The 19,794-nt window shown below is 46.4% G+C and carries 15 protein-coding genes; 8 read left to right on the top strand and 7 right to left on the bottom strand.

What is annotated here, in order from left to right:
- The first annotated feature begins 50 nt into the window (after window positions 1–50).
- Window positions 51–1,640, top strand: coding sequence for a murein biosynthesis integral membrane protein MurJ (gene murJ, locus E4N69_RS11970; RefSeq protein WP_253823970.1), 1,590 nt, complete (start codon window positions 51–53; stop codon window positions 1,638–1,640).
- A gap of 84 nt (window positions 1,641–1,724) precedes the next feature.
- On the opposite strand, the gene E4N69_RS11965 is transcribed toward murJ, so the two are convergent.
- The 3 genes from E4N69_RS11965 to E4N69_RS11955 all read right to left on the bottom strand — a co-directional run bounded on the left by E4N69_RS11965 (window position 1,725) and on the right by E4N69_RS11955 (window position 5,675).
- Complete coding sequence (locus E4N69_RS11965) at window positions 1,725–3,059, bottom strand: tetratricopeptide repeat protein (protein WP_253823969.1); 1,335 nt, start codon at window positions 3,057–3,059, stop codon at window positions 1,725–1,727.
- 64 nt (window positions 3,060–3,123) lie between these two features.
- Entirely contained in the window at window positions 3,124–4,458 is a 1,335-nt protein-coding gene (locus tag E4N69_RS11960) for a Na+/H+ antiporter NhaC family protein (RefSeq protein WP_253823968.1), read from the bottom strand.
- Between the two features lie 242 nt (window positions 4,459–4,700).
- Complete coding sequence (locus tag E4N69_RS11955) at window positions 4,701–5,675, bottom strand: metal ABC transporter solute-binding protein, Zn/Mn family (RefSeq protein ID WP_253823967.1); 975 nt, start codon at window positions 5,673–5,675, stop codon at window positions 4,701–4,703.
- 216 nt (window positions 5,676–5,891) lie between these two features.
- Here E4N69_RS11955 and E4N69_RS11950 point away from each other — a divergent pair, with 216 nt between their 5' ends.
- From E4N69_RS11950 to E4N69_RS11935, 4 genes are all read left to right on the top strand, one after another.
- A complete protein-coding gene (locus E4N69_RS11950; protein ID WP_253823966.1) occupies window positions 5,892–7,151 on the top strand; it encodes an exonuclease SbcCD subunit D in 1,260 nt (419 codons plus the stop codon).
- Window positions 7,141–10,350, top strand: coding sequence for an SbcC/MukB-like Walker B domain-containing protein (locus tag E4N69_RS11945; protein WP_253823965.1), 3,210 nt, complete (start codon window positions 7,141–7,143; stop codon window positions 10,348–10,350). Before E4N69_RS11950 ends, E4N69_RS11945 begins: the two co-directional genes overlap by 11 nt.
- A 101-nt stretch (window positions 10,351–10,451) precedes the next feature.
- Entirely contained in the window at window positions 10,452–13,142 is a 2,691-nt protein-coding gene (locus E4N69_RS11940) for an efflux RND transporter permease subunit (protein ID WP_253823964.1), read from the top strand.
- A 43-nt stretch (window positions 13,143–13,185) separates the two neighbouring features.
- Window positions 13,186–13,956 (top strand): outer membrane lipoprotein-sorting protein, encoded by a 771-nt coding sequence (locus E4N69_RS11935; protein WP_253823963.1) that lies wholly within the window; start codon window positions 13,186–13,188, stop codon window positions 13,954–13,956.
- A 117-nt stretch (window positions 13,957–14,073) separates the two neighbouring features.
- Here E4N69_RS11935 and E4N69_RS11930 read toward each other — a convergent pair whose 3' ends face one another.
- On the bottom strand, window positions 14,074–14,340 hold the full coding sequence (locus E4N69_RS11930) for a co-chaperone GroES (protein ID WP_006188806.1): 267 nt from the start codon (window positions 14,338–14,340) through the stop codon (window positions 14,074–14,076).
- 423 nt (window positions 14,341–14,763) lie between these two features.
- Between E4N69_RS11930 and E4N69_RS11925 the strand changes: the two genes are divergently transcribed.
- The gene (locus tag E4N69_RS11925) at window positions 14,764–15,624 is read left to right on the top strand and encodes a sigma-70 family RNA polymerase sigma factor (protein WP_253823962.1); all 861 of its coding nucleotides are present in this window, start codon (window positions 14,764–14,766) and stop codon (window positions 15,622–15,624) included.
- Between the two features lie 19 nt (window positions 15,625–15,643).
- Here E4N69_RS11925 and E4N69_RS11920 read toward each other — a convergent pair whose 3' ends face one another.
- Complete coding sequence (locus tag E4N69_RS11920; RefSeq protein WP_253714568.1) at window positions 15,644–16,081, bottom strand: Holliday junction resolvase-like protein; 438 nt, start codon at window positions 16,079–16,081, stop codon at window positions 15,644–15,646.
- A gap of 142 nt (window positions 16,082–16,223) precedes the next feature.
- Here E4N69_RS11920 and E4N69_RS11915 point away from each other — a divergent pair, with 142 nt between their 5' ends.
- Entirely contained in the window at window positions 16,224–17,372 is a 1,149-nt protein-coding gene (locus E4N69_RS11915; RefSeq protein WP_371922351.1) for a hypothetical protein, read from the top strand.
- 59 nt (window positions 17,373–17,431) lie between these two features.
- Window positions 17,432–17,977 carry a histidine phosphatase family protein gene (locus E4N69_RS11910; RefSeq protein WP_253823960.1) on the top strand — a complete coding sequence of 182 codons (546 nt, stop codon included), beginning with the start codon at window positions 17,432–17,434 and terminating at the stop codon, window positions 17,975–17,977.
- On the opposite strand, the gene E4N69_RS11905 is transcribed toward E4N69_RS11910, so the two are convergent.
- Both E4N69_RS11905 and E4N69_RS11900 read right to left on the bottom strand, forming a co-directional pair.
- On the bottom strand, window positions 17,943–18,875 hold the full coding sequence (locus E4N69_RS11905; RefSeq protein ID WP_253823959.1) for an RluA family pseudouridine synthase: 933 nt from the start codon (window positions 18,873–18,875) through the stop codon (window positions 17,943–17,945). The two genes, E4N69_RS11910 and E4N69_RS11905, sit on opposite strands and share 35 nt — an antisense overlap.
- Before the next feature lie 88 nt (window positions 18,876–18,963).
- Window positions 18,964–19,791 carry a purine-nucleoside phosphorylase gene (locus E4N69_RS11900; protein WP_253823958.1) on the bottom strand — a complete coding sequence of 276 codons (828 nt, stop codon included), beginning with the start codon at window positions 19,789–19,791 and terminating at the stop codon, window positions 18,964–18,966.
- Between the last annotated feature and the right edge of the window lie 3 nt (window positions 19,792–19,794).

Here is a 19,794-nt window from a genome sequence, read left to right as displayed (position 1 = left end):
GTATGAAGCAATGCGGTAAAAAAGTGTGCGTAAAACAAAAACGATAATCTATGAACCGGAAATCTTCTTTACTCAAAAGCGGTATTAGCCTGTCCGTACTCACCCTTGTGTCGCGAGTTTTGGGGTTGATACGGGAAATGACCAAATCAGCCTTCCTCGGCACCGGCCCTCTTGCGGACGCCTTTACCGTTGCGTTTATGATTCCCAACCTGCTCAGGCGTATCTTTGCCGAAAACAGCATGACCGTTGCGTTTATTCCTACTTTCCAGACCTATCTGGAGGAAGAAAAACGCAATACGCCGGATGCAAAGGCGTCGATGAAGGAGTTTCTTTCCGCAACATTCACTATGCTGTCTTTTGCCGTAACGGGAACCGTCATCATCGGGATTTTGTGCAGCGGTCTGATTATTGCAGTATTCTTTCCGAAAATCGGCGACTTTTCCGCAACGGTGCTTTTGACACGCATCATGTTTCCGTACCTGCTGCTTATCTCCGTGGCGGCATTCTTTCAAGGAATATTGAACGGTGTCCGCAGCTTCTTACCGACAGGAATCACGCCGATTTTGTTTAACCTGTCCGTTATCGGCTGCACCTTTGTACTTGCAAAGCCCTGCGGTAATCCGGCGCTTGCAATGGCAATCGGTGTGGTAATCGGCGGCTCCTGCCAAATGCTGTTTCAGCTCCCCTTTGTGCTGCGCGCAGGCTTTTCGTTTAAGCTGATACCGTTCCGGCGCTGTGTACAGAATGCCGGAGCGCGGAAAATACTGAAGCTAATTGTGCCGACCTTGATAGGTACGGCGGTGTATCAAATCAACGACCTCGTTTCCACGGCGCTTGCGACATATTCCGGAGTTGGGGTCGCGGCAAGTTTGCAGTATTCAATCCGTTTACAAGAACTTATCCTCGGCATCTTCGCCGTTTCCGTCGGCACGGTTATCTTGCCCGACCTGTCCGCCCATGCGGTTAATAAGCAATGGGAAGTATTTCAAAAACTGCTATTGAATGCCGCAAAGATTATTGCGCTCGTAACCGTTCCTGCAACGATTTTCCTGCTCTGTTCGGGTGAACATGTCATCATTTTGGTGTATAAGAGCCGCCGCTTTACCGACGAGTCTGTCCGGCTCACCTTGCAGGCCTTTCAGTGGCATATCGCAGGGTTGTTTTTTATTGCATTAAACAGGATTTTAACCTCGGCTTTTTATGCGCAAAGCGATACCAAACGTCCCACGATTGCAGGCATTGCGTGTTTCGGAATCAATATTGTGCTTGCGGCGGCTCTAGCAGGCTTTATGCAAGGCGGCGGTATCGCGTTGGCACTGACCGCTGCGAGCGTCGTCAACACCGGCCTTTTGCTGTATTTTCTTACCAAAAGCGATTCGATGATCGATGTACGTACATTGCTTGTATCGGCCATCGGCTTTACCGTTAAGATACTGCTTTTTTCGCTGATTGCCGCCGCTCCGCTGTATTTTTTCGGAGCACGGCTCTACGACCCGTTAGCGGCATACCCCCGTATTATCGCACAAGGACTTCCGCTCTTTATCAGCGCCGCGCTTTTCGCACTGATTATTTTGACGCTGCTTTTGATAACGGGAGATTCCTTATTAAAGACTGCCGTACAAAAAATACGGCAGCGGTAAACGCATTAGGCCTTACCCTTGACAGGCTTGCTTAAAATATTTCTGATGCAGTTGCTGGGGGCGCGGCAGTTTTTGTCTTGAAAACTACCCGATTGTGTTTAAGACTTTGTTCAAGCGATTCTTATCAAAGAGATCCAGCGGGCGGCCTTCCGTAAAGCGGCGTGCCTCTTCTGTAAAGGTACCGGCAGTCATACAAATCCCCTTACCGGCCTTCATCTCTTTAATCCTGCCATGGAAATCACGCAGTACAAGCTCACCGACCGAACCTTGGGAACGGAAGAATCGGAATATTACGAGATCTGCCCATTTTGGCGTGTCGATTTCGGCAACAATATCGGTATAGGTCGCGAGGACGCTGATATCAAGGATCTTTACTTTAGCGTTTGGAAAAAAGCGCGAAACAATCCTGCGGCACAATCCGACAAACTCGCTCTGCCCCGCCATCAAATAGGTATGAAGATTCTTATTCTGATTTAACTCCTGATACCGCATAATGAGGGATGCAACATCTTTATAGCCCGGACTGACGGTCTGGATTTCCTTTAACTGTATTAGTGCCTTTTGTAAGTCCTGCGTTTTGATCCGTGCTGCAGCTAAATTATAACGCAGTTCATTCATGATATCCAACGGAATGCCGTCATGTTTTAGGCCGATTTCAAAATCTTCGATCGACTTCTCCAATTGACCCGCACGCATTCGTATTAAACCTGCATAGAGCGCTGCGCGCGGCCCTACTTCCGGCGATACTCGTAAATGCGTAAATATCTTTAATGCCTGATCGTTTGAGCCGACTTCATAAAAGCACTCTCCCATCGCAAAGAGGGCTTCCTTATTATCCGGCTGTACATCCAATACTTTTTTTAAACTGGGGAGCGCCTCTTGATATTTCCGTAAACTTTGGAGCGTGTAGCCAAGATATTTTAACGCCATCACGTTATCCGGTTGTGTGAGCAGCGCTTTCCGTAAAAATGGAACTGCTTTTTCATATTCTTTCTGGATATAATAAATATACCCAAGGTTATAGTTTATTTCAAAATGGTTTGGATTGATATTTTTTGCTAGTAACAGCCCCTTTTTTGCTTCTACAAACCGGTCTGTTTTCATTGCGCTGATGCCGTACCGCAAACTGATTTCAAATTGCTCCGAGGGGATGCGCTCGCTCATCTGATCTAAAAGGGGGGCATAAGAAGCATAAGCTTTTTCCCAATCTTGATCCTGGAAGTATATATCTCCGACCATTAAAAGAGCGGTGCTGTCATTTGGATTTTGTGCGAGCCGCTTTGTTGCTTCGCGTATCACTGCGGCCTTATTTTTTTTGCCAACTGATAACGATCCGCGGCCTTTGAGGCCTGTCATAGCGACCGTTACAACTGCAACAACTGCGATAATGATAAAAAGAGAGATAATTACAACAGACATACTTTATGTATTATCTTATCTATTGACATAACTGTCAAGATAAGACCAGAGTCTGAAATATTGCTTATTTACGTGTGCGGTGTCGCACGATATTCACCAAAAGACCCCACAATGGAATTAAATAAAGGAAAAAGGCCGATAAGAGAGCCGTGGCTGGAGCGCCAATAGAAGCCAACGGAATACTTACCGCTATCGACCACGGCATCAGCGGTGCAACGACGACGGCGGTATCCTCCAAGTAAGAGGCAAAGGTGTTTTTATCTTCTATAAGATCATCGCAAACTTGATGAGTCAACATAATTGCCAATGTTTGATTGCAGGCAATCGCCGAAGCAAAGACGGAAGCGGTAAGGACACTACCGAATGCGGTAATCCGGTTACTCAGTCGTCGCATAATCCGCTGCATTCCCTCAAAAAAATGAGTTCCCTTAAACATTCCTGAATAGCAGGACGAAATACAGATAATTATGGACGCCCGTATCATTGAAATAATACCGCCGCCGGACATAAGCTTTGCCAACTCCGTATCTTGAGGATGAAAGCCTAAAAAGATTATTTTCACCAGCTCCGACGTATGTATATGCTGAAAAAATATGGCACAAACCAAACCGGCAAGACAGCTTATCGTCATCGTTATTTTTACATCGATTTTAAGTAACGAAAAAAAGATGATAATGACGGCGGGGATAGTCGTAAAAAGCGAAAGGTTATAGTAATCGGCAAAAATATGAAAGGTCATACCATTTCCCATGCCTGAGTTACTGAGCACACTGTTTTCTGCACTGAAATTGATGATAATCCCGATGATGCCATACAGAACAGCTGTTACGATAAAGGGGATAAACGCTGTCCTCACCATCGTTTTAATATTATTAAAGATATCGGTGTCTGTTAATTCACTGATTAAATGCGCCCCCGACGACATCGGCGAGCAGCGATCTCCGAAAAATATTCCCGAGAGGATGGCTCCGCCTGCGTATACGGCCGGGATATTCATACTGTTTGCCAATGTCATACAGATAATGCCGATAGTTGCAGCACTTCCGAAGGCCGTGCCCATCAGAAATGATACAAAGCAGCATAGTAAAAAGCAGATCAATACCATAATCTGCGGAGCCGCAAACATAGACGCATAATATACGATAAAAGCAATGGTGCCGCACGCACGCCATATTGCAGTGATGCTACCTATCAGTATGAAAATTATCAGGATATTTTTTACGGTTAGGATCCCGTGGAAGGAATAACGGAACATCTTCTTCCACGTTTCTCCCTTGATAAGGCCGAATGCAAAGAAAAGTATATAGCCAAATATTAGCGCATAGAGAATCGAATAGTGAAGAATAACGCAGATAATTAAACTGACGGAAAACAGCAACAGAATACAGAATTCGAGCATAAACCCTCTACGTTCCTTTCCATCATTATTATGCAGAGTTATCTATCTGTCAATGAGGCGCCGTGCAAATGCATCAGGTCATTTTTCTAGCAGCCCCGCAGAATAATGGTGGATTGTGATTGTATCGAGGCAAAAAAAAGGTGATAATCACGGTATGGCTAAAGGAGAGATATAAAGGCCATACAATGACTATCACCGGGACTTGCTGTCGTTTGTCTTAAGCCAACATATAAGGTTTGAGCTTACTGTGCAAGGCTTTTGTAAATTTTTTCTATATTAGAGGTCATCCGTTCCATATAGGATAAACCGTCTTCAGCCGACTCAATCGTATAAATTGTTTGCACCGAAGCCCCGACTTCTTTTGCTAAGGTTGCCGAAACTTGCGGGCTGGCCGCATTTTCGGAGAAAACAACTTTAATTCCATATTGGTTACAATAATCTGCTAATTTTGCTAATTGTTGTGCACTCGGTTCTCCGTCAGAAAATACATCTTCCACGCTATTCTGTTCAAGCCCGAAGTCACGGCAAAGATAGCCGAACGCCGCGTGTCCGGTAACAAAACGGCGATGACTTACCTTTGCAAGGTTATCGCGGTATTTTGCTAAAAGCGCATCAGCATTCGCGATAAAAGCTGCGGCATTCCCCTTATAGAAAGCTGCATTTGCAGGATCTACCTCGCTTAAACCGTCGGCGATATTCTTAACCATCACTTTAGCAGACTCAAGGCTCAACCACGCATGAGGATCAACTGCATCATGGTCGTCGTCATGATCATGGTCATGCTCGTCGTGATCATGATCGTGCTCATCTTCGTGGTGGTGGTGGTGATGATGGTGCCCTTCTGCGAGTTCGATCGGTTTAATACCGTTACTTGCGCAGATAGTCTTTATCGTATCCTGCTTCACCGCATGGAGAGCATCCATAAGCCACGGTTCCATACCCAAACCGTTGTAAACAACGGCTTTTGCCTGCATTAAGAACTTTAAATCTCCTGCCTTGGGTTCAAAATCATGAGCTTCAACTCCCGGCGGGATAATCGTATGGACATACACCTTATCTTTACCCACGATTTCCGTGAGTTCCTTCATCGCATCAAAGGTTGCTGCAACGGCAACTTTTCCTTCCATGTTTTTCTCGGTTTTTCCGCCGGCAAACAGACTTACCGTGACGATGCTGAAAAACATCATACAAACTGCTGTAAAAAACAATTTCTTCATTAAAAACTCCTCTTGCAATGCTAGTTGCAAATCGGTTGCAAGTATACATAAATGCAAAAAGTTTGCAAGTAGCAAATAAGAATAAAAATTAATTAAATCTAAGGAAACACTTTAAAAAAACGAAAGTTTTTAGAGGTTCCCATATATCACACCTTTTATACTTGGGAATTTTTCCGCCCCTTTACAGAACCGGATATTAGTCATACAGTAGCAAGGATGAAACTGCTCCATACCGCCGACCTGCATTTGGGAAAGACGCTGCATGAAACGCCGTTGCTCGGCGTGCAGGAAAAAATGCTGAACGACATTCATGATATTCTTACACGGGACGATTATGCAGCGCTGATTATCGCAGGCGATGTGTATGACCGCGCCATTCCGTCGGCGGAGGCGGTTTCGCTTTTCAGCCGGTTCCTTGCCCTGATACGGGAGGATTGTCCCGATACGGCGGTATTTATCATTCCCGGCAATCACGACTCCGCGCAGCGGCTTGCCTTTGCCCGCGAGATACTGCAAAATCAGCGTATCTATATTGCGCAGGATACGAACAGGCTTGCCGATCCGGTAATCCTTACCAAGGGCGCGGAAAAACTTGCGGTATACCTGCTCCCGTTTTTAAACTTCGGAGCCTTTTCGGAAGAAAAAAAAGAAGTGTGCCGCGCCGCGGATGATTCGCAAGCGGAAATGGCGGCGGTTGCGTCGCACATACTGAAACAAGCGGTACGGCCGGATATACCCGCACTGTTAGCGGCGCACCTCTTTACCGTTGGCGGGCAGAGTTCCTCCAGCGAGCGAACCTTTATCGGTACGGCTGAATATGTCAATCCCGACCTTTTTTCTTTTTTCGATTATGTTGCGCTCGGACACTTGCACCGCTGCCAACGGATAACCGACAGAATGTATTATTCCGGTTCTCCCCTTCCCTACTCCTTTGATGAATCGGAGGATGCAAAGTGCGTTATTTCGATAGATATCGACTGTGCACCGAAACAAAATACCGCCATCGACAAGGAGATAACGTACTCCGGTGGGGAACTGTTTGATGCGGAGAACCTACAGCCTGCTATAGACGGCACAAAGGCTCCGCTCAACATTGAACGGATACCCATCATTTCCGAACGCCCGCTTAAACGGCTGGAAGGCAATTTTGAAGAGTTTTTTACCGGAAACCGCTACGACGAATGGAGCGGCTGCTATCTGGAAATCACGCTGAACGATGCCGAGGTTATTGCACACCCGATGCAGCTGCTGCGGCAGAAATTTCCGTTTTTGCTGAGTATCCGGCAAAAGAGTTTTATGAATCGGGAACAGCAGGATGGGGAAGAACAGCTGACCCTCCGCGAACGGACGGCTGAAGACCCGCTCACGTTAGCCGAAAATTTTAGCCGGTTTGAAATCGTCATTAACGGCGAGTCGAACCAAATGAAGCAGGAGCTTTTTGAACAGCTCTGCAAAGAGGCTATTGATGAGACCTAAAGAACTGATACTGCACAACATCGGCCCTTTTACCGGCGAGCATACCGTCAACTTTGACAGCCTCGGTTCCCTCTTTTTAATTTACGGACAAACCGGCGCCGGAAAGACCACACTCTTTGATGCCATTTCTTACGCCTTTTACGGAAAACCGCTCGGCGGTAGATCGGGCGTTATGCGGAATTTGCGGAGCCACTTTGCAGACGACTATGCAGTCTCCGATGTCATACTCACCTTTTTTATCGGAACGCAGCTGTACCGAATAAAACGGCAGCTGCCGTATACCAAAGAAGGCCGAAAGCTGGAAACACCGGAAGAAGTCTCCCTCGAATGCTACGAAAACGGCAGCTGGGAAAACCGCTCATCGACTAACAAGCGGGAAACCGATGCTTCAATCCAAAATCTGATTAAACTTTCCGACAAAGAGTTCAGCCGCATCGTCCTTTTGCCGCAGGGAGAATTTGCGCAGTTCTTGCGGGCGCAGTCGAGCGATAAAAAAGAGACGCTGATGCACTTGTTTCCCATCAAACGCTACTCGGATTTAATGCAGGAAGCGAAGCTCCGCGCAGACACGTTGCAGCAGGAAGCGCATATAATAGAAGCAAACCTTGAAACCCTGCATACCCGCTTTGTCTACCATCGTTACGAGAGCGACCGCGCAGAGCTGCTGAACGAAATTGACCGTATCAGGGATGAACACGGCGGTATCCTGACCGCCTTACAGACAAAGAATACCGAGCTTGAGCAGGAAAAAATACTCGCAGAGAAGCGAAAAGAGCTGGAGCGGGTTACCGAAGAGCTGGAAGCATGCCGCATCCGCGAAGAGGATATCCGCAATTTAAAAGCGAAGATCGAAAAAGCGCAGCGGGCGGCCCCGCTCGCCGTCCACGGAAATCAGCTCCTTGAGTTGGAAGCGGCATGTGCGGCGGACGAACGGCAGATACGGGAAAAACGGGAACGCATGGAAGAACTGACCGCCCGTATGAACGCTTTGCAGGAACGGCACAACGAGATCACCGCAAAAGAGCAGCAGCGGGACAGCCTCTATGCCGTCATCGACTCGCTGCGGAAAGCCGCCGTGTTGGAGCAAGAAATCGGAGCGGAGCAAGCCGAAGAAGACAAGCTGAAACGCGCCGCTGCTGCCGCCCAAGCGCAACTGCAGCGTATCGAAGCGCAGCTCACCGCCGTTACGGAAAAAACCGCCGTCCTTGCTCCTGCCGTCGATGCGCTTGACGAGCGGGAACATGCCTACCGCAGCCTGCAAACCCGGCTCGACATGGAAAAACAGCTGCACGATATGTTATGCAAACAGGAGCAGCTTGCTACCTTTTTGCACAGCTATGCGCAGGCTGCGGATAATGCGCGGACACAGCTTACGGAGATTGCCCGCGACTGTGATATTCAAACGGAACAAATCAATAGAATAGAAGAAGAAAAAAAAGCTGCGGAACGGCAGCGTGCAGCGGCGGCGCTTGCGGAACACCTCGAAGAAGGAAGCCCCTGCCCTGTCTGCGGTTCGATACATCACCCCGCACCGGCGCAGGGTATGTCAGAAAGTGCGTTCAGCTTTGACGAGCGGATAGAAGCGGCAAAACGGAGCGCAGCAAAACTGCAACATGAAAAAGAAAAAGCGCAGACGGCGCTCGCCGGTGCGGAGGCTTCGTATACAAACTATCAAAAACAAATAGATGAACGGGCGGCAGCGGCGGCTGATTTACAGCTGCGGTATAAAGAATGCAGCGCGGTTCCCTTTCCGGAAGGAAAGGATGCGGCGGAGAGCCGCATTAAGGAAACCGCTCAGCAGATAAACGAGGCAGTGCAAGCGTACAACGCATCCCGCAAAGCCTTTGCCGAACACAAAACGCTGGAAGAAGAAACCCGCCGTTTGCAGCGGGAGCGGCAGGAATGTACACAGCAGCACCACAGCGCGGAACAACGCTTAAGCGGAGTTTCCGCCGCGCTGCAAGAAAAACGCCGCCAGTTTAACCAAGCTTTTTCTCAGCTGCCCGAAAATCTGCGCAGCGTTCAGCTGAGCGCGGATACGGAAATTTTGGATAACCAGGGAACCGGCGGCAAAGCCAAAGCCCCCGATGCCCCTGTCGGCAAGACCGCACCGGAGCAATACGAAGTCCCCGATGCGGAAACCGCGTTGGAGCAATGCGAGGCGCTGCTGCAGGAACTCAAACTGACTATCAATGCTTATCATACCGATGTTTCCGAAGCAACGCAAAACCTTGAACGGATCCGCGGCGAACTTTCCGCAGCGGAAACGCACGGACAGGAACGCTCGCAGCAGCGCAGCGAAAAAACGGCACAGCTCGAAGCCGCGTATATAAAGGAAGGTTTTGCCGATTTGGAAGATCTACAGCAAGCCGTGTGCAGCGAACCGGAAGTTGCGCAGTGGAAAACCGAAATCGACACCTTTTATGAGCAGTACGCGGCGTACAAGCAGGCGGCGTCCGGATTGGAAAAAGACGTTACCGCAACGGAGCCGCGCGACCTCGATGAGCTGGAAACTGCCGTCGAAGCCCTGCGCCAACGGTATGACGAAATACAGGCGCGGCTCGAAGTCCTCAATACGGAGAAAGCAAAGCTTAAGGAGTTGCACGCCCAGCACATGGAACTGACCAAAGCCCTCGCAGTTAAAACGGCGGAGGCGCAAAACTGGGTAGCCCTTGCAAAAGACCTCTGCGGCAGCAATCCGCGAAAACTACAGTTCGACACGTGGATTCTTTCCGCCTTTTTGCATGAAGTAACCGTGTTTGCAAATAAGCGGCTTGAGCGGATGAGCGAAGGACGGTACCGGCTTGCCGTCAGTGAAGAGCACGGCGCAGGGAACGCATACCGAGGCCTCGACTTGGAAATCGCCGATGCCTATACCGGTAAATGTCGCCCCTCTGCGACCCTCTCCGGCGGGGAAACCTTTATGGCCTCCATCAGCCTTGCGCTCGGCCTTGCCGATTCCATTCAGGTACGAGCAGGCGGCATCAGAATAGATTCGATGTTCATCGACGAAGGCTTCGGGTCGCTTGACGAAAAAGCCTTAGAAAATGCCGTCAGCATCTTAGACGAAATACGCGGGAACCGGATGGTCGGCATTATCTCTCATGTCGGTGAACTGCAAAGCCGCATCCCGCAAAAGATTGAAGTGATAAAAACCGGAACAGGTTCGTCCATACGTCAAGGTAAGGCGCAACCTTGACTTTACTCGGATGGGAGTATAGTATAGGGACTCTTAATTAATTTTCGGGGTTCTTTAAATATCTTAGCTTTAGAGTATCTCGCTTGTCAAAGTAGGTGCTTATGAATTTGAAAAACGCACTGGTTAAAAAACTATACAAACATCCTCGTGTTATTTTAGGTATTATACTCGGCATTACGCTTTTTTTTGCGTTGCAGCTTCCGCGTATCCGATTTGATAATAATAATTTTCGTTTTATACCGGAAAGCGATCCTGCACGAATAGCAGATGCCGAGATGGCAAAGATATTCGGGGATTCGGTACCGCTCCTCATCGGTATTCAACGGCGTTATTCAACGATAATTGATTATAAATTTTTAGAAAAGATGCAGGAGTTGGATAAGCAATTGCTTGCGTTGCCACTTGTAAAAAGTGTCGTTTCGCTTACGACGACAACCCATATCGAAGCTGCAGGTGATTCAATTGTAAGTGGAAAACTTGTGCCGGAACATTTAACCGGTTCGCCGGAAGAATTGAACACAATTACCGAACGACTTCGCTCGTTGGATACCTATAACCGCAGTTTGGTTTCCGACGATTTAAAAGCAACACAGACTATTATCTTCCTTAATGTAAAACAAGAAGAAAGCGGCTCACCGGAAACGATTGCCGTGTGTCGTAAAGTGATGAGTATCGCGGAGGAATGGGACTTTCCGGATTCCGTTGCCTACGTGACCGGAGCGCCGGTATTCAGTGAAATTGTCAACGAAGCAACAAGTCATGATTTAATGTTCCTTGTGCCTATCGTCGTCATCGTAGTGGCGGGCGTCTTGTTTTTTTCGTTTAGAAGATTTACCGGCGTGTTCTTGCCGCTGCTCACCGTTATTATTTCATGTATTTGGGCAATCGGTGCGATGGCGTTGCTGCAAATTCCGTTGACCATCCTTTCGACGGTACTGCCCGTTATTCTGATTGCCGTCGGCAGTGCGTATGGCATCCATGTTATCAATCACTATTTTGATGAAGTAACACAGAGTAAGGAAATCTCTCGAGAAACTCACTCAGCGCAGATTGTTGAAGCTATGTCACGGGTTATTCCGCCGGTTTTTTTGGCGGCGCTTACGACCTTTGCAGGCTTTGTCTCGTTCTGCTTTACAAGCGTCGTTCCCATTTTTGAGTTTGGTATATTTTCGAGCTTCGGCGTACTTTCTGCCTTTATCGTTGCGGTAACGCTTATCCCGGCAATTCTTATTTTGCGTGGCCCCCGTAATCCGACCATCGGAGGGCGTTTCGGCGTTCAACCGAGCCATACCGGTATTATCGATCGGATTATTGCCGATACACTGATGATTGTCCATGCACATAAACGGAGCGTGCTGCTGATCAGTCTTGGTTGTATCATCTTTGCGGGGTTGGGAATTTCAAAACTCGTTATCGATAACGTATTAATGGAATACTTTGAACCGGATGTACAGGTCGTTCGATCCGATACCTTTATCCGCGAAAATTTCGGCGGTTCTAAATTGCTGAATTTAATTATTAAAGGCACCAAACAGGGTGATGTTATCCGCCCTGACGTATTGCAGGCAATTGATTCTCTTGCCGAGTATGCGGAAGAAAATATTCCCGAAGTAGGAAAAGTTACCTCACTGGCGGATGTTATTAAACGGTTCAATCAAGTGTATAACGCGGATGCGCCTGCGGCAGGACTTACGCCTACCGGTGCAAACTCTACCGAAAAGGGAGAAAAAGATACATTTGGGGATTTTGGCGATTTTGGAGACGATGACACAACGACTCCTCTTGATAAAACTGCAAATTCTGCCGTAACCGATACGGTGGTGAACACTGGCGTAGAAACACAAAAAGAACGGGCGTATACTTTTCCCGAAATCATCGAGAAACTTGCAGCTGCTCAAGCAGCCCGCCGCGGCAGGTATGTTTCCGCGACCGAGGTGATTGATGCGTTAAAGAAAGATATCAATTATAAAGGTGCTGCCTACTACGAAATTCCTACGGATCCTCAAAAATACGGCAAAGAGACGCAGGAAGAACTTTCAATGCTTATTCAAAATTACCTCTTGCTTATGGGTGGTAACGTACAGGATTTTATCGATGACATACATACCCCTGCTACGCTTAAAGTAAATATTCAGCTCAGAACGGTTGGTCAACACGATAGCGAACAAGCCTTGCAAGCGATAATGGCGTATGTTAAGGCCAATTTTCCCAAGGACATATCCGTAGAAGCAAACGGCTCAATGTTCATCGAACAGTCGTTAAATACCCTTGTGGTACAGTCTCAGCTGATTTCCGTGGCGGTATCGTTCGGTATCGTATTTCTCATTTTAGCGATTTATTACCGGTCTATTATCGCCGGTATTATCGGAATTATCCCGCTGATGATATCCGTTGCGCTGAACTTCGGGTTTATGGGAATTGTCGGTATAAAACTCAATATCGGGACGGCGATGGTCGCGAGTTTTGCAATCGGTATCGGTATCGATTATACCATCCACTATTTGGCGGCTTATCATCATGAATATACCAAACGGCGCGACGACCGGAATTTTCTTATCCATACATTCTACGGTTCGGGCAAAGCAATCCTGTTTAATGCGGTATCCGTCGGAGCAGGCTTTGCCGTTTTAATGCTTTCAAAGTTTAATATGCTGTCAGAACTCGGCTTGCTGATTGCCTTGGTAATGGCGACGAGCTCTTTCGCAAGCTTAACGATACTACCGACCATTCTTTCGATTGTAAAGCCGCGGTTTATTACGAAGCCGCTGCCGGGGGATAGTACAGAACCGTAGGCTTTGATATTTTTTTAAAAGATTTTTATGGAGGTATATAACGATGAAAAAATTACTAATGCTTTGTTTTTTATTGCTCTGCAGCATCACAGTGCTTTTTGCCGAAGAAACCGCTGAATCCATTATGAAGGGCGCTCCGTCAAAAATAACGATTGAAACAATCGGGACGCGGGCAAAGATGGAAATCCAACGAAACGGCACGACGATGGCGGAACTATTAGTCGATCAATATTCCGTGCAAAAAGAAAACGATCACCGCACCTTTTTGGAAATCAAAGCGCCTGCAAATGTAAAGGGGACACGTTTTTTGATGATTGCAAAAGACGGAGTTACCGATCAGCGGATTTATCTACCCTCGCTCGGAAAAGTACGCCGTATTACCGGTGAGTCGGAAGGAACCGAAAGTTTTCTCGGTACCGATTTTTCATATAATGACATGTCGTATTTGCAGCGGGACAGCAGTTTGGATACGTATAAACTGCTGCGCGAAGAAGAGTATGGCGGAACTCTCTGTTATGTTATTGAAGGTATCCCTAAGGATACAAAATCGGAATATTCTAAAACCAATGTGTGGGTAGAAAAAAATACCAAACATCTGGTAAAAATTGCCTTTTATGATCGAAAAAACGTATTGGTAAAAATCATGGAAATGAGCAATTACGAAGCAACTCAAGGTGTGGATACCCCGCGGGTTACTAAAATGACCACTCTTGCAACAAATACATCGACAACCATTAACATTATAAAAATGCAATATAATATGAATATACCCGATAAGATTTTTACTCCGCGTTATTTGGAGCAAGGTCGTTAAGTTTCAGCGTATAAAAAATAACCGGTATACCTCTAGGCTATACCGGTTCATTCGCGCGGAGCAGTTAATATCTGCCGTTTTTCGGCTGGGCTCTGCGCTGTAACAGCGTAGGCGTAATTATTCAATTACAGCAACAATATCGCCAGCCTTTAATATCAAGTATTCTTCGCCATCGATCTTAATTTGTGTCCCTGCATATTTATCATGCATCACTTTTTGACCGACCGATACCTTAATCTTTTCTTTATCATCGCCGACGGCAACGACAACTGCCGTCTGTGTTTTTTCCTGTGCGGTATCGGGAATGATAATTCCGCTTGCGGTTTTAGTTTCTACCTTATCGACTTTTACTAAAACACGGTCTGCTAATGGCCGTACTTTCATGTAAGAACCTCCTATCATAATGTACTTTTCGGTAGCAAAAAAATATGCCCCGCTTGGCATCCGGGGGCATTTTAACCGGATACGACTGTGTCAATTTAACCCAGTTTTACTTTTATTCATACTGAGTGTGTCATTTGAGCCGTATAAGGTTGAGTTAAATATACAAACAAAGATGTAAAAAGGCAAGTTTTTTTCCTATTTTTATGATTCCATGTCTAAAATGTCCGTAATAAGGCGACTTTGTAGCTGTTTTTGCCTTAATTATGCCATGTTTGTATAGAGAAAAACTTGGCATCTTGTTTGCTTTAATAATTGATATACAGGGTTTAATCAAGGTGATTGATAAAGCACCTTATTGATCGGCGAGTTCCCGCTGCATTGCACCGGAAAACCGTATACTTCATTTGCAAGGAGTTTTGACTTATGGAAAGAATACAGAATACGCGTACGGATAATAATATCTTTGCAACTTATTTGAGAGAGATAAACAAGATACCGCTGTTGTCGGTAGAAGACGAGGTAAAATACGCAAAAGCAGCTGCCGCCGGAGATGAAAAGGCAAAAAAAATACTGATTGAATCGAATTTACGATTCGTGGTCAATGTCGCAAAAAAATATCAAAATAAGAATATCCCGATTATGGATTTAATCAGCGAAGGTAATATCGGGCTGATGAATGCTGCCGACCGTTTTGATCCCGATAAGGGGTACAAGTTTATTTCGTATGCGGTATGGTGGATTCGCCAAGCAATTTTAAAAGCTATCTGCGAAAAATCTCGCATGATTCGACTTCCGTTAAACAGAGCAAACGAGTTGGTACAGATTGAAAAAGCCCGCAAGATTATGGGAAAGAGCGGAAGTGAACCGGAAGATAAAGAACTTACAGCCATCGCTCAAGATCTTCGCATTGAACCTGAAATGGTACGGACAATTATGAATGCTGCCCGTGACCCCGTTTCTTTGGATGCACCGATATTTAATGATAACAACGCTGCCAGTACCGGCGATTTTGTTGAAGATACCCGCTATATGCAGCCTGAAAGCTATGCACTTGATATTGATCTCCGTGAGAATGTCGATGCGTTGCTTGCTTCTTTGACTGAACGGGAGGCAGAGATCCTCCGCTACCGCTTCGGCTTAAACGGGTATGAGCAGCTTTCGTTAAAAGAAGTAGGTGTACGGTTTAATTTAACCAAAGAGCGCATCCGCCAAATCGAAAAGAAAGCACTTGAACGGCTGCAGTCGATAGGTCATCAGCACGAACTTGAAAGCTTCGTTGCATAAGACCGCGAAAGTTTGGAGGTTATTCTGCTACACTGGGTATACGGTACTCGGTGTAGCGGACATTCTTCTTTTCGACGGCATCGCGCAATGAACGCTCAATATTTGAGAGCACCGCATTGCCGGTTTTTACTTCGACGAACAGCACTTCATTAATTGTTCCAGTCGACATCCCCGGAAATGCGACAAAGTCGACCGGTTTTCCAACAAACCGAATTTCAGTCGGATCGGCAGGAAAGCCGGGGAAGAACGCCGCAAATTGTTCGGAGAGTTGTCCGTTTAGTACGGCTCGCGACCGTTTAATGGCATCTTCTCGAGCTGTTTTAATTTCTGCTGTGAGGTGTCTGCTGGCAATGAGTTTACCAATCTTCGTTCCAAGGAAGAAAGCGACAATAATGAATAGAATTCCCGTAGTTACTAAAATAATAAGCAAGAACTTTACTTCTAACGTATCAAGCATGACTCTCCTCCCCCAAAGAATTTCTTACCGACGTAATATATCGTGTTATTGTGAGTATCGGTTGTCCGTTGTATTCCTAAAGGATTCTATAAAATATCCGATATAAGAGTTGATTTTTTCTACGAAATTGAGGCGTTAGTGTATGTATCGTATAGTATCTGTACTGTGTTGCTGCTATTTTTTATTGTTATCCATTTCTTGTGCGTCCAGTGCCGCACAAGGTATTACTGTATCACCGGTAACGGACCTAAGTGGAGGTTCTGAACAAGAATACTCGAAACGATCTTCTCAAACAGAGGGATTGGGTAATAAAATTACCGAAACATCGTCAGAGACGCAAACAGCTGTACGGCTGCTTTCAGAGCTTACACAGGCTGTTGAAAATCACGATGTACATAAAGGGCTTGCATTGTTTAGTACTATTTATGAATCGTGCAATGGGCAAGAAGCTGATGCGAGCCTTATCGATGCTCGCAATCGGATAAAACCGTTATTGGAGTCTATTTCCATAGAGGTGATCAATAAACCCGCACCTGTGAATGCCGGATCTCCGTTCACACAGCCATTTACAGCACGTATTGTCATTACCATACCCGGAAAACAGTTCCCGCTTGATAATTATCCTATCACCGTTCTCTACCCATCCGCCGGTACAGGCAGCAGTTTAAAAAGAGAGTTTGTACGGACGGATTCCGATGGTTTTTTATACTTTACACCACCCACCCCCAATCGAGCATGTGATGGGAAACTTTTATTTTGTCTTTACCCGGTAAGAGCGGATACCGCTTTAATTAATGGCGCAGACGATAATCTATCCGTTTTCTTCCCTTATAAAGTTGCAACAACGGAGAAACGGATACCGTCTATTATTGCTATTCTTGATTATGATGAAAATAATGCGCCTATTTTTTCCAGTAATACAACCTCGACACGACTTCTTATGGGGCTTATGAAACGCGGTTTTACTAGGGTTGGGCTTGATGAATATCGTGAACTTGCTAATGCGGATGACACTTCTGTTATCCGTGCTGCGCAGGCGAAGATCGGCGCTGCTGTCGATCGTTTTATTTTCGGAAGAACATATATTACGGTAAATACAGAAGATAATATCATGTTTACCTGTACCATACGGGCTGATGTATCTATTTGGGATTTTAAACAGGCGCGGAAAATAAACCGATTTACCTTTACCCATACTGCAAAAGCTAAAACAAAAACTCAAGCAATTTCGCTTGCTCGTGCTGATTTGGGTGAAGCGGTGATTGCCGAAACATTCAACTACAGTCTGTAAGGCCTGTAAGGCTTTTTATCCCCTTGCCGTGAAGGCCGAATCAGCTTATACTTTACAGTATGAAGCTTTTTGTTGTGCGGCACGGCGAAACAGACTGGAATGTAAAAGAATTGGCATGCGGCGTTTCGGAATCTATGCTAACGGAAAAGGGGCGGCTACAAGCGCAATCCGTAGCCACTCGGTTAAAAGAAGATAAAGAAAAAAATAACATCACGACGATTTATGTATCTCCGCTCAAAAGAGCGAGGGATACGGCAGTATATATTGAACAGGCATTACAGCTTACGGCTATTCCTAATACTCACTTACAAGAGATAAATTTCGGTGATTTCGAAGGGAAACCGTGGAATAGTCCCGAGTTTTTATATATTCATAAAAATCCTTTTTTAAAATTTCCTGCGGGTGAATCCTTTGCACAGGTGGCGCACCGTGCATACAGTATTATAGAAGACGTAAAGGATAAGCATACAGGGGCCGGTAATATTCTTTTTGTCTGCCATGGCGTGATGGCAGCGGCTATTTGTACGTATTTTAAGCCTTTCTCAGCAGAGGAATTATTGCGGTTGGAAATTAAAAATTGCCAGCTGCTCGAGTTTGATTTGTAAGAATGGCGGATGCTGCTTTTCTCCAACCTGAAAAATATTGTTTGAGAGAAGTTTTCATTTCGGGAAAAAACGGAGCTTCAATAAGAGCGGGCATATCCGCCGGTCTTGAGGCGGGAAAATACAACCGCCACGCATGGAGTAAATAGTGCTTGCAGGTAGGCAGCGGATTCCCTCCGCGGTATTTACGATCCCCAACCAACGGATGGCCTGCGTTCGCGCTATGCTTTCGTATCTGATGTTTTTTACCGGTAATAAGCTTAAACAGTATCAGCGACGCATCAATCCCTCTATTGTAGCTCAGCGAATAACATTGCGTGATAGTTTTACCGCTTTCGTCTTCGACGGTAATAAGCTGTGTTTGCAGATTACCGCGTACAACGCCTAAATAGTACTTGCCTACCGTTTTTTCCCGCAGACATTGAGAAAACCATTGCGCTCCGGCAAGTGTCTGCGAAAAACAGAGCACACCGGTAGTATCTTTATCCAGCCGGTGCAACGGCCCTGATTTAAAAGAAAGGCTTCGCAGAGGATGACTAGCGGAGCTGGTAGAAGGCGGTATATCGGCGGATAATTGTGCCGTAGCATCGGAAAGTAGCGTGTCAATGCTGTGTTCCCCATGTACGGGAATTCTCGCCGGCTTATTGACAATGAGCAAGTCGGTTGTTTTTAACAAGATCGGGATATCGGTATGAATGCGAGTTTGCCTGCTTGAGACACGGCACCGTTTGCCGGAGATATGGTTTTGTTCACCGGGTGCTGATTGCTTCCATACCGGTCGTTTTTCAGCAGAGAGGAGTGTTTCGGAAATCGATAATGTATCGCCTACTGCCGTCCGGTAGTTAAGCACTGTTCGCTTGCCGTTGATGCGGATGGAGCCCTTACGGATTGCTGCATACAACGTCGAAAGCGGAGTGTCCGCCAGAAATTTTCTGATTACACGGTCAAGCCGCCTGCCGGCATCGTTTTCCGAAAGAATAAATTCCGTTTTATGCTTTTCCTATGCGGCCGATGCTGTTTAATACCAGTCGTTTAAATAGCGGAGCTGCTTTTTCCCCTGCGTCCAGCACTTCTCGTTCGCTCAATAAGGAACTGCTCATACCTGCCGCAAGATTCGAAATGAACGAGACGCCGCAAACACGCATACCGGCATGGCGGGCAGCGACTGCTTCTACAGCAGTACTCATACCAACGGCATCGGCGCCGAGCATCCCTGCCAGGCGAACTTCTTGCGGCGTTTCATAAGCCGGTCCGGTGAATTGACAATATACCCCTTCTTTCAGGGGAATATGCAAGGCATCTGCTGCTGCTTTGATATGTATTCGGAGATCTCTATCATAAACTTGAGTCATATCGGGGAAACGCACACCGAGTGTTTCGAAGTTTTTCCCGATGAGTGGAGAAGGCACAAGGCAGGTGATATGATCGGTAATCAGCATAAAATTACCTGCGCTGAAGTTTTTGTTCGCCCCGCCTGCCGCATTGGTTAAAAAGAGAATTTCCGCCCCCATCATTTTCATAATCCTGATAGGAAGTACCACATCGGTCATCGGATATCCTTCGTAATAGTGGATTCTCCCTTGCATAATAACGATAGGAATTTCTCCTATTTTTGCAAATACAAATGCGCCGCGGTGTCCCGGTGCTGTAGAAAGCGGGAAATTACGAATGGAAGCATACGGAATAGTCGCGTCAACCTCCAATTCGTTCGCCAGATCACCCAGTCCGGAGCCAAGCACTAGTGCGATCTTAGGGGGGTACGGAATGTGATCTTTGATATTTTTAAAACATTGTATCAATTTTTCTTCAGCAGTCATATA

This window comes from Treponema sp. OMZ 906, assembly GCF_024181185.1.
In the GTDB taxonomy this organism is placed as follows: domain Bacteria; phylum Spirochaetota; class Spirochaetia; order Treponematales; family Treponemataceae; genus Treponema.
The sequence above is the reverse complement of the archived record's forward strand: the minus strand, read 5'-3'. Positions and strand labels throughout refer to the sequence as shown.

What these genes read in the sequence shown, in the direction of transcription:
- E4N69_RS11960 (WP_253823968.1), bottom strand. Translation starts at nt 4,458, where the DNA reads ATGCTCGAATTCTGTATTCTGTTGCTGTTTTCCGTCAGTTTAATTATC.
- E4N69_RS11915 (WP_371922351.1), top strand. Translation starts at nt 16,224, where the DNA reads ATGTATCGTATAGTATCTGTACTGTGTTGCTGCTATTTTTTATTGTTA.
- E4N69_RS11910 (WP_253823960.1), top strand. Translation starts at nt 17,432, where the DNA reads ATGAAGCTTTTTGTTGTGCGGCACGGCGAAACAGACTGGAATGTAAAA.
- E4N69_RS11930 (WP_006188806.1), bottom strand. Translation starts at nt 14,340, where the DNA reads ATGAAAGTACGGCCATTAGCAGACCGTGTTTTAGTAAAAGTCGATAAG.
- E4N69_RS11950 (WP_253823966.1), top strand. Translation starts at nt 5,892, where the DNA reads ATGAAACTGCTCCATACCGCCGACCTGCATTTGGGAAAGACGCTGCAT.
- E4N69_RS11945 (WP_253823965.1), top strand. Translation starts at nt 7,141, where the DNA reads ATGAGACCTAAAGAACTGATACTGCACAACATCGGCCCTTTTACCGGC.
- E4N69_RS11955 (WP_253823967.1), bottom strand. Translation starts at nt 5,675, where the DNA reads ATGAAGAAATTGTTTTTTACAGCAGTTTGTATGATGTTTTTCAGCATC.
- murJ (WP_253823970.1), top strand. Translation starts at nt 51, where the DNA reads ATGAACCGGAAATCTTCTTTACTCAAAAGCGGTATTAGCCTGTCCGTA.
- E4N69_RS11940 (WP_253823964.1), top strand. Translation starts at nt 10,452, where the DNA reads ATGAATTTGAAAAACGCACTGGTTAAAAAACTATACAAACATCCTCGT.
- E4N69_RS11965 (WP_253823969.1), bottom strand. Translation starts at nt 3,059, where the DNA reads ATGTCTGTTGTAATTATCTCTCTTTTTATCATTATCGCAGTTGTTGCA.
- E4N69_RS11900 (WP_253823958.1), bottom strand. Translation starts at nt 19,791, where the DNA reads ATGACTGCTGAAGAAAAATTGATACAATGTTTTAAAAATATCAAAGAT.
- E4N69_RS11935 (WP_253823963.1), top strand. Translation starts at nt 13,186, where the DNA reads ATGAAAAAATTACTAATGCTTTGTTTTTTATTGCTCTGCAGCATCACA.
- E4N69_RS11925 (WP_253823962.1), top strand. Translation starts at nt 14,764, where the DNA reads ATGGAAAGAATACAGAATACGCGTACGGATAATAATATCTTTGCAACT.
- E4N69_RS11920 (WP_253714568.1), bottom strand. Translation starts at nt 16,081, where the DNA reads ATGCTTGATACGTTAGAAGTAAAGTTCTTGCTTATTATTTTAGTAACT.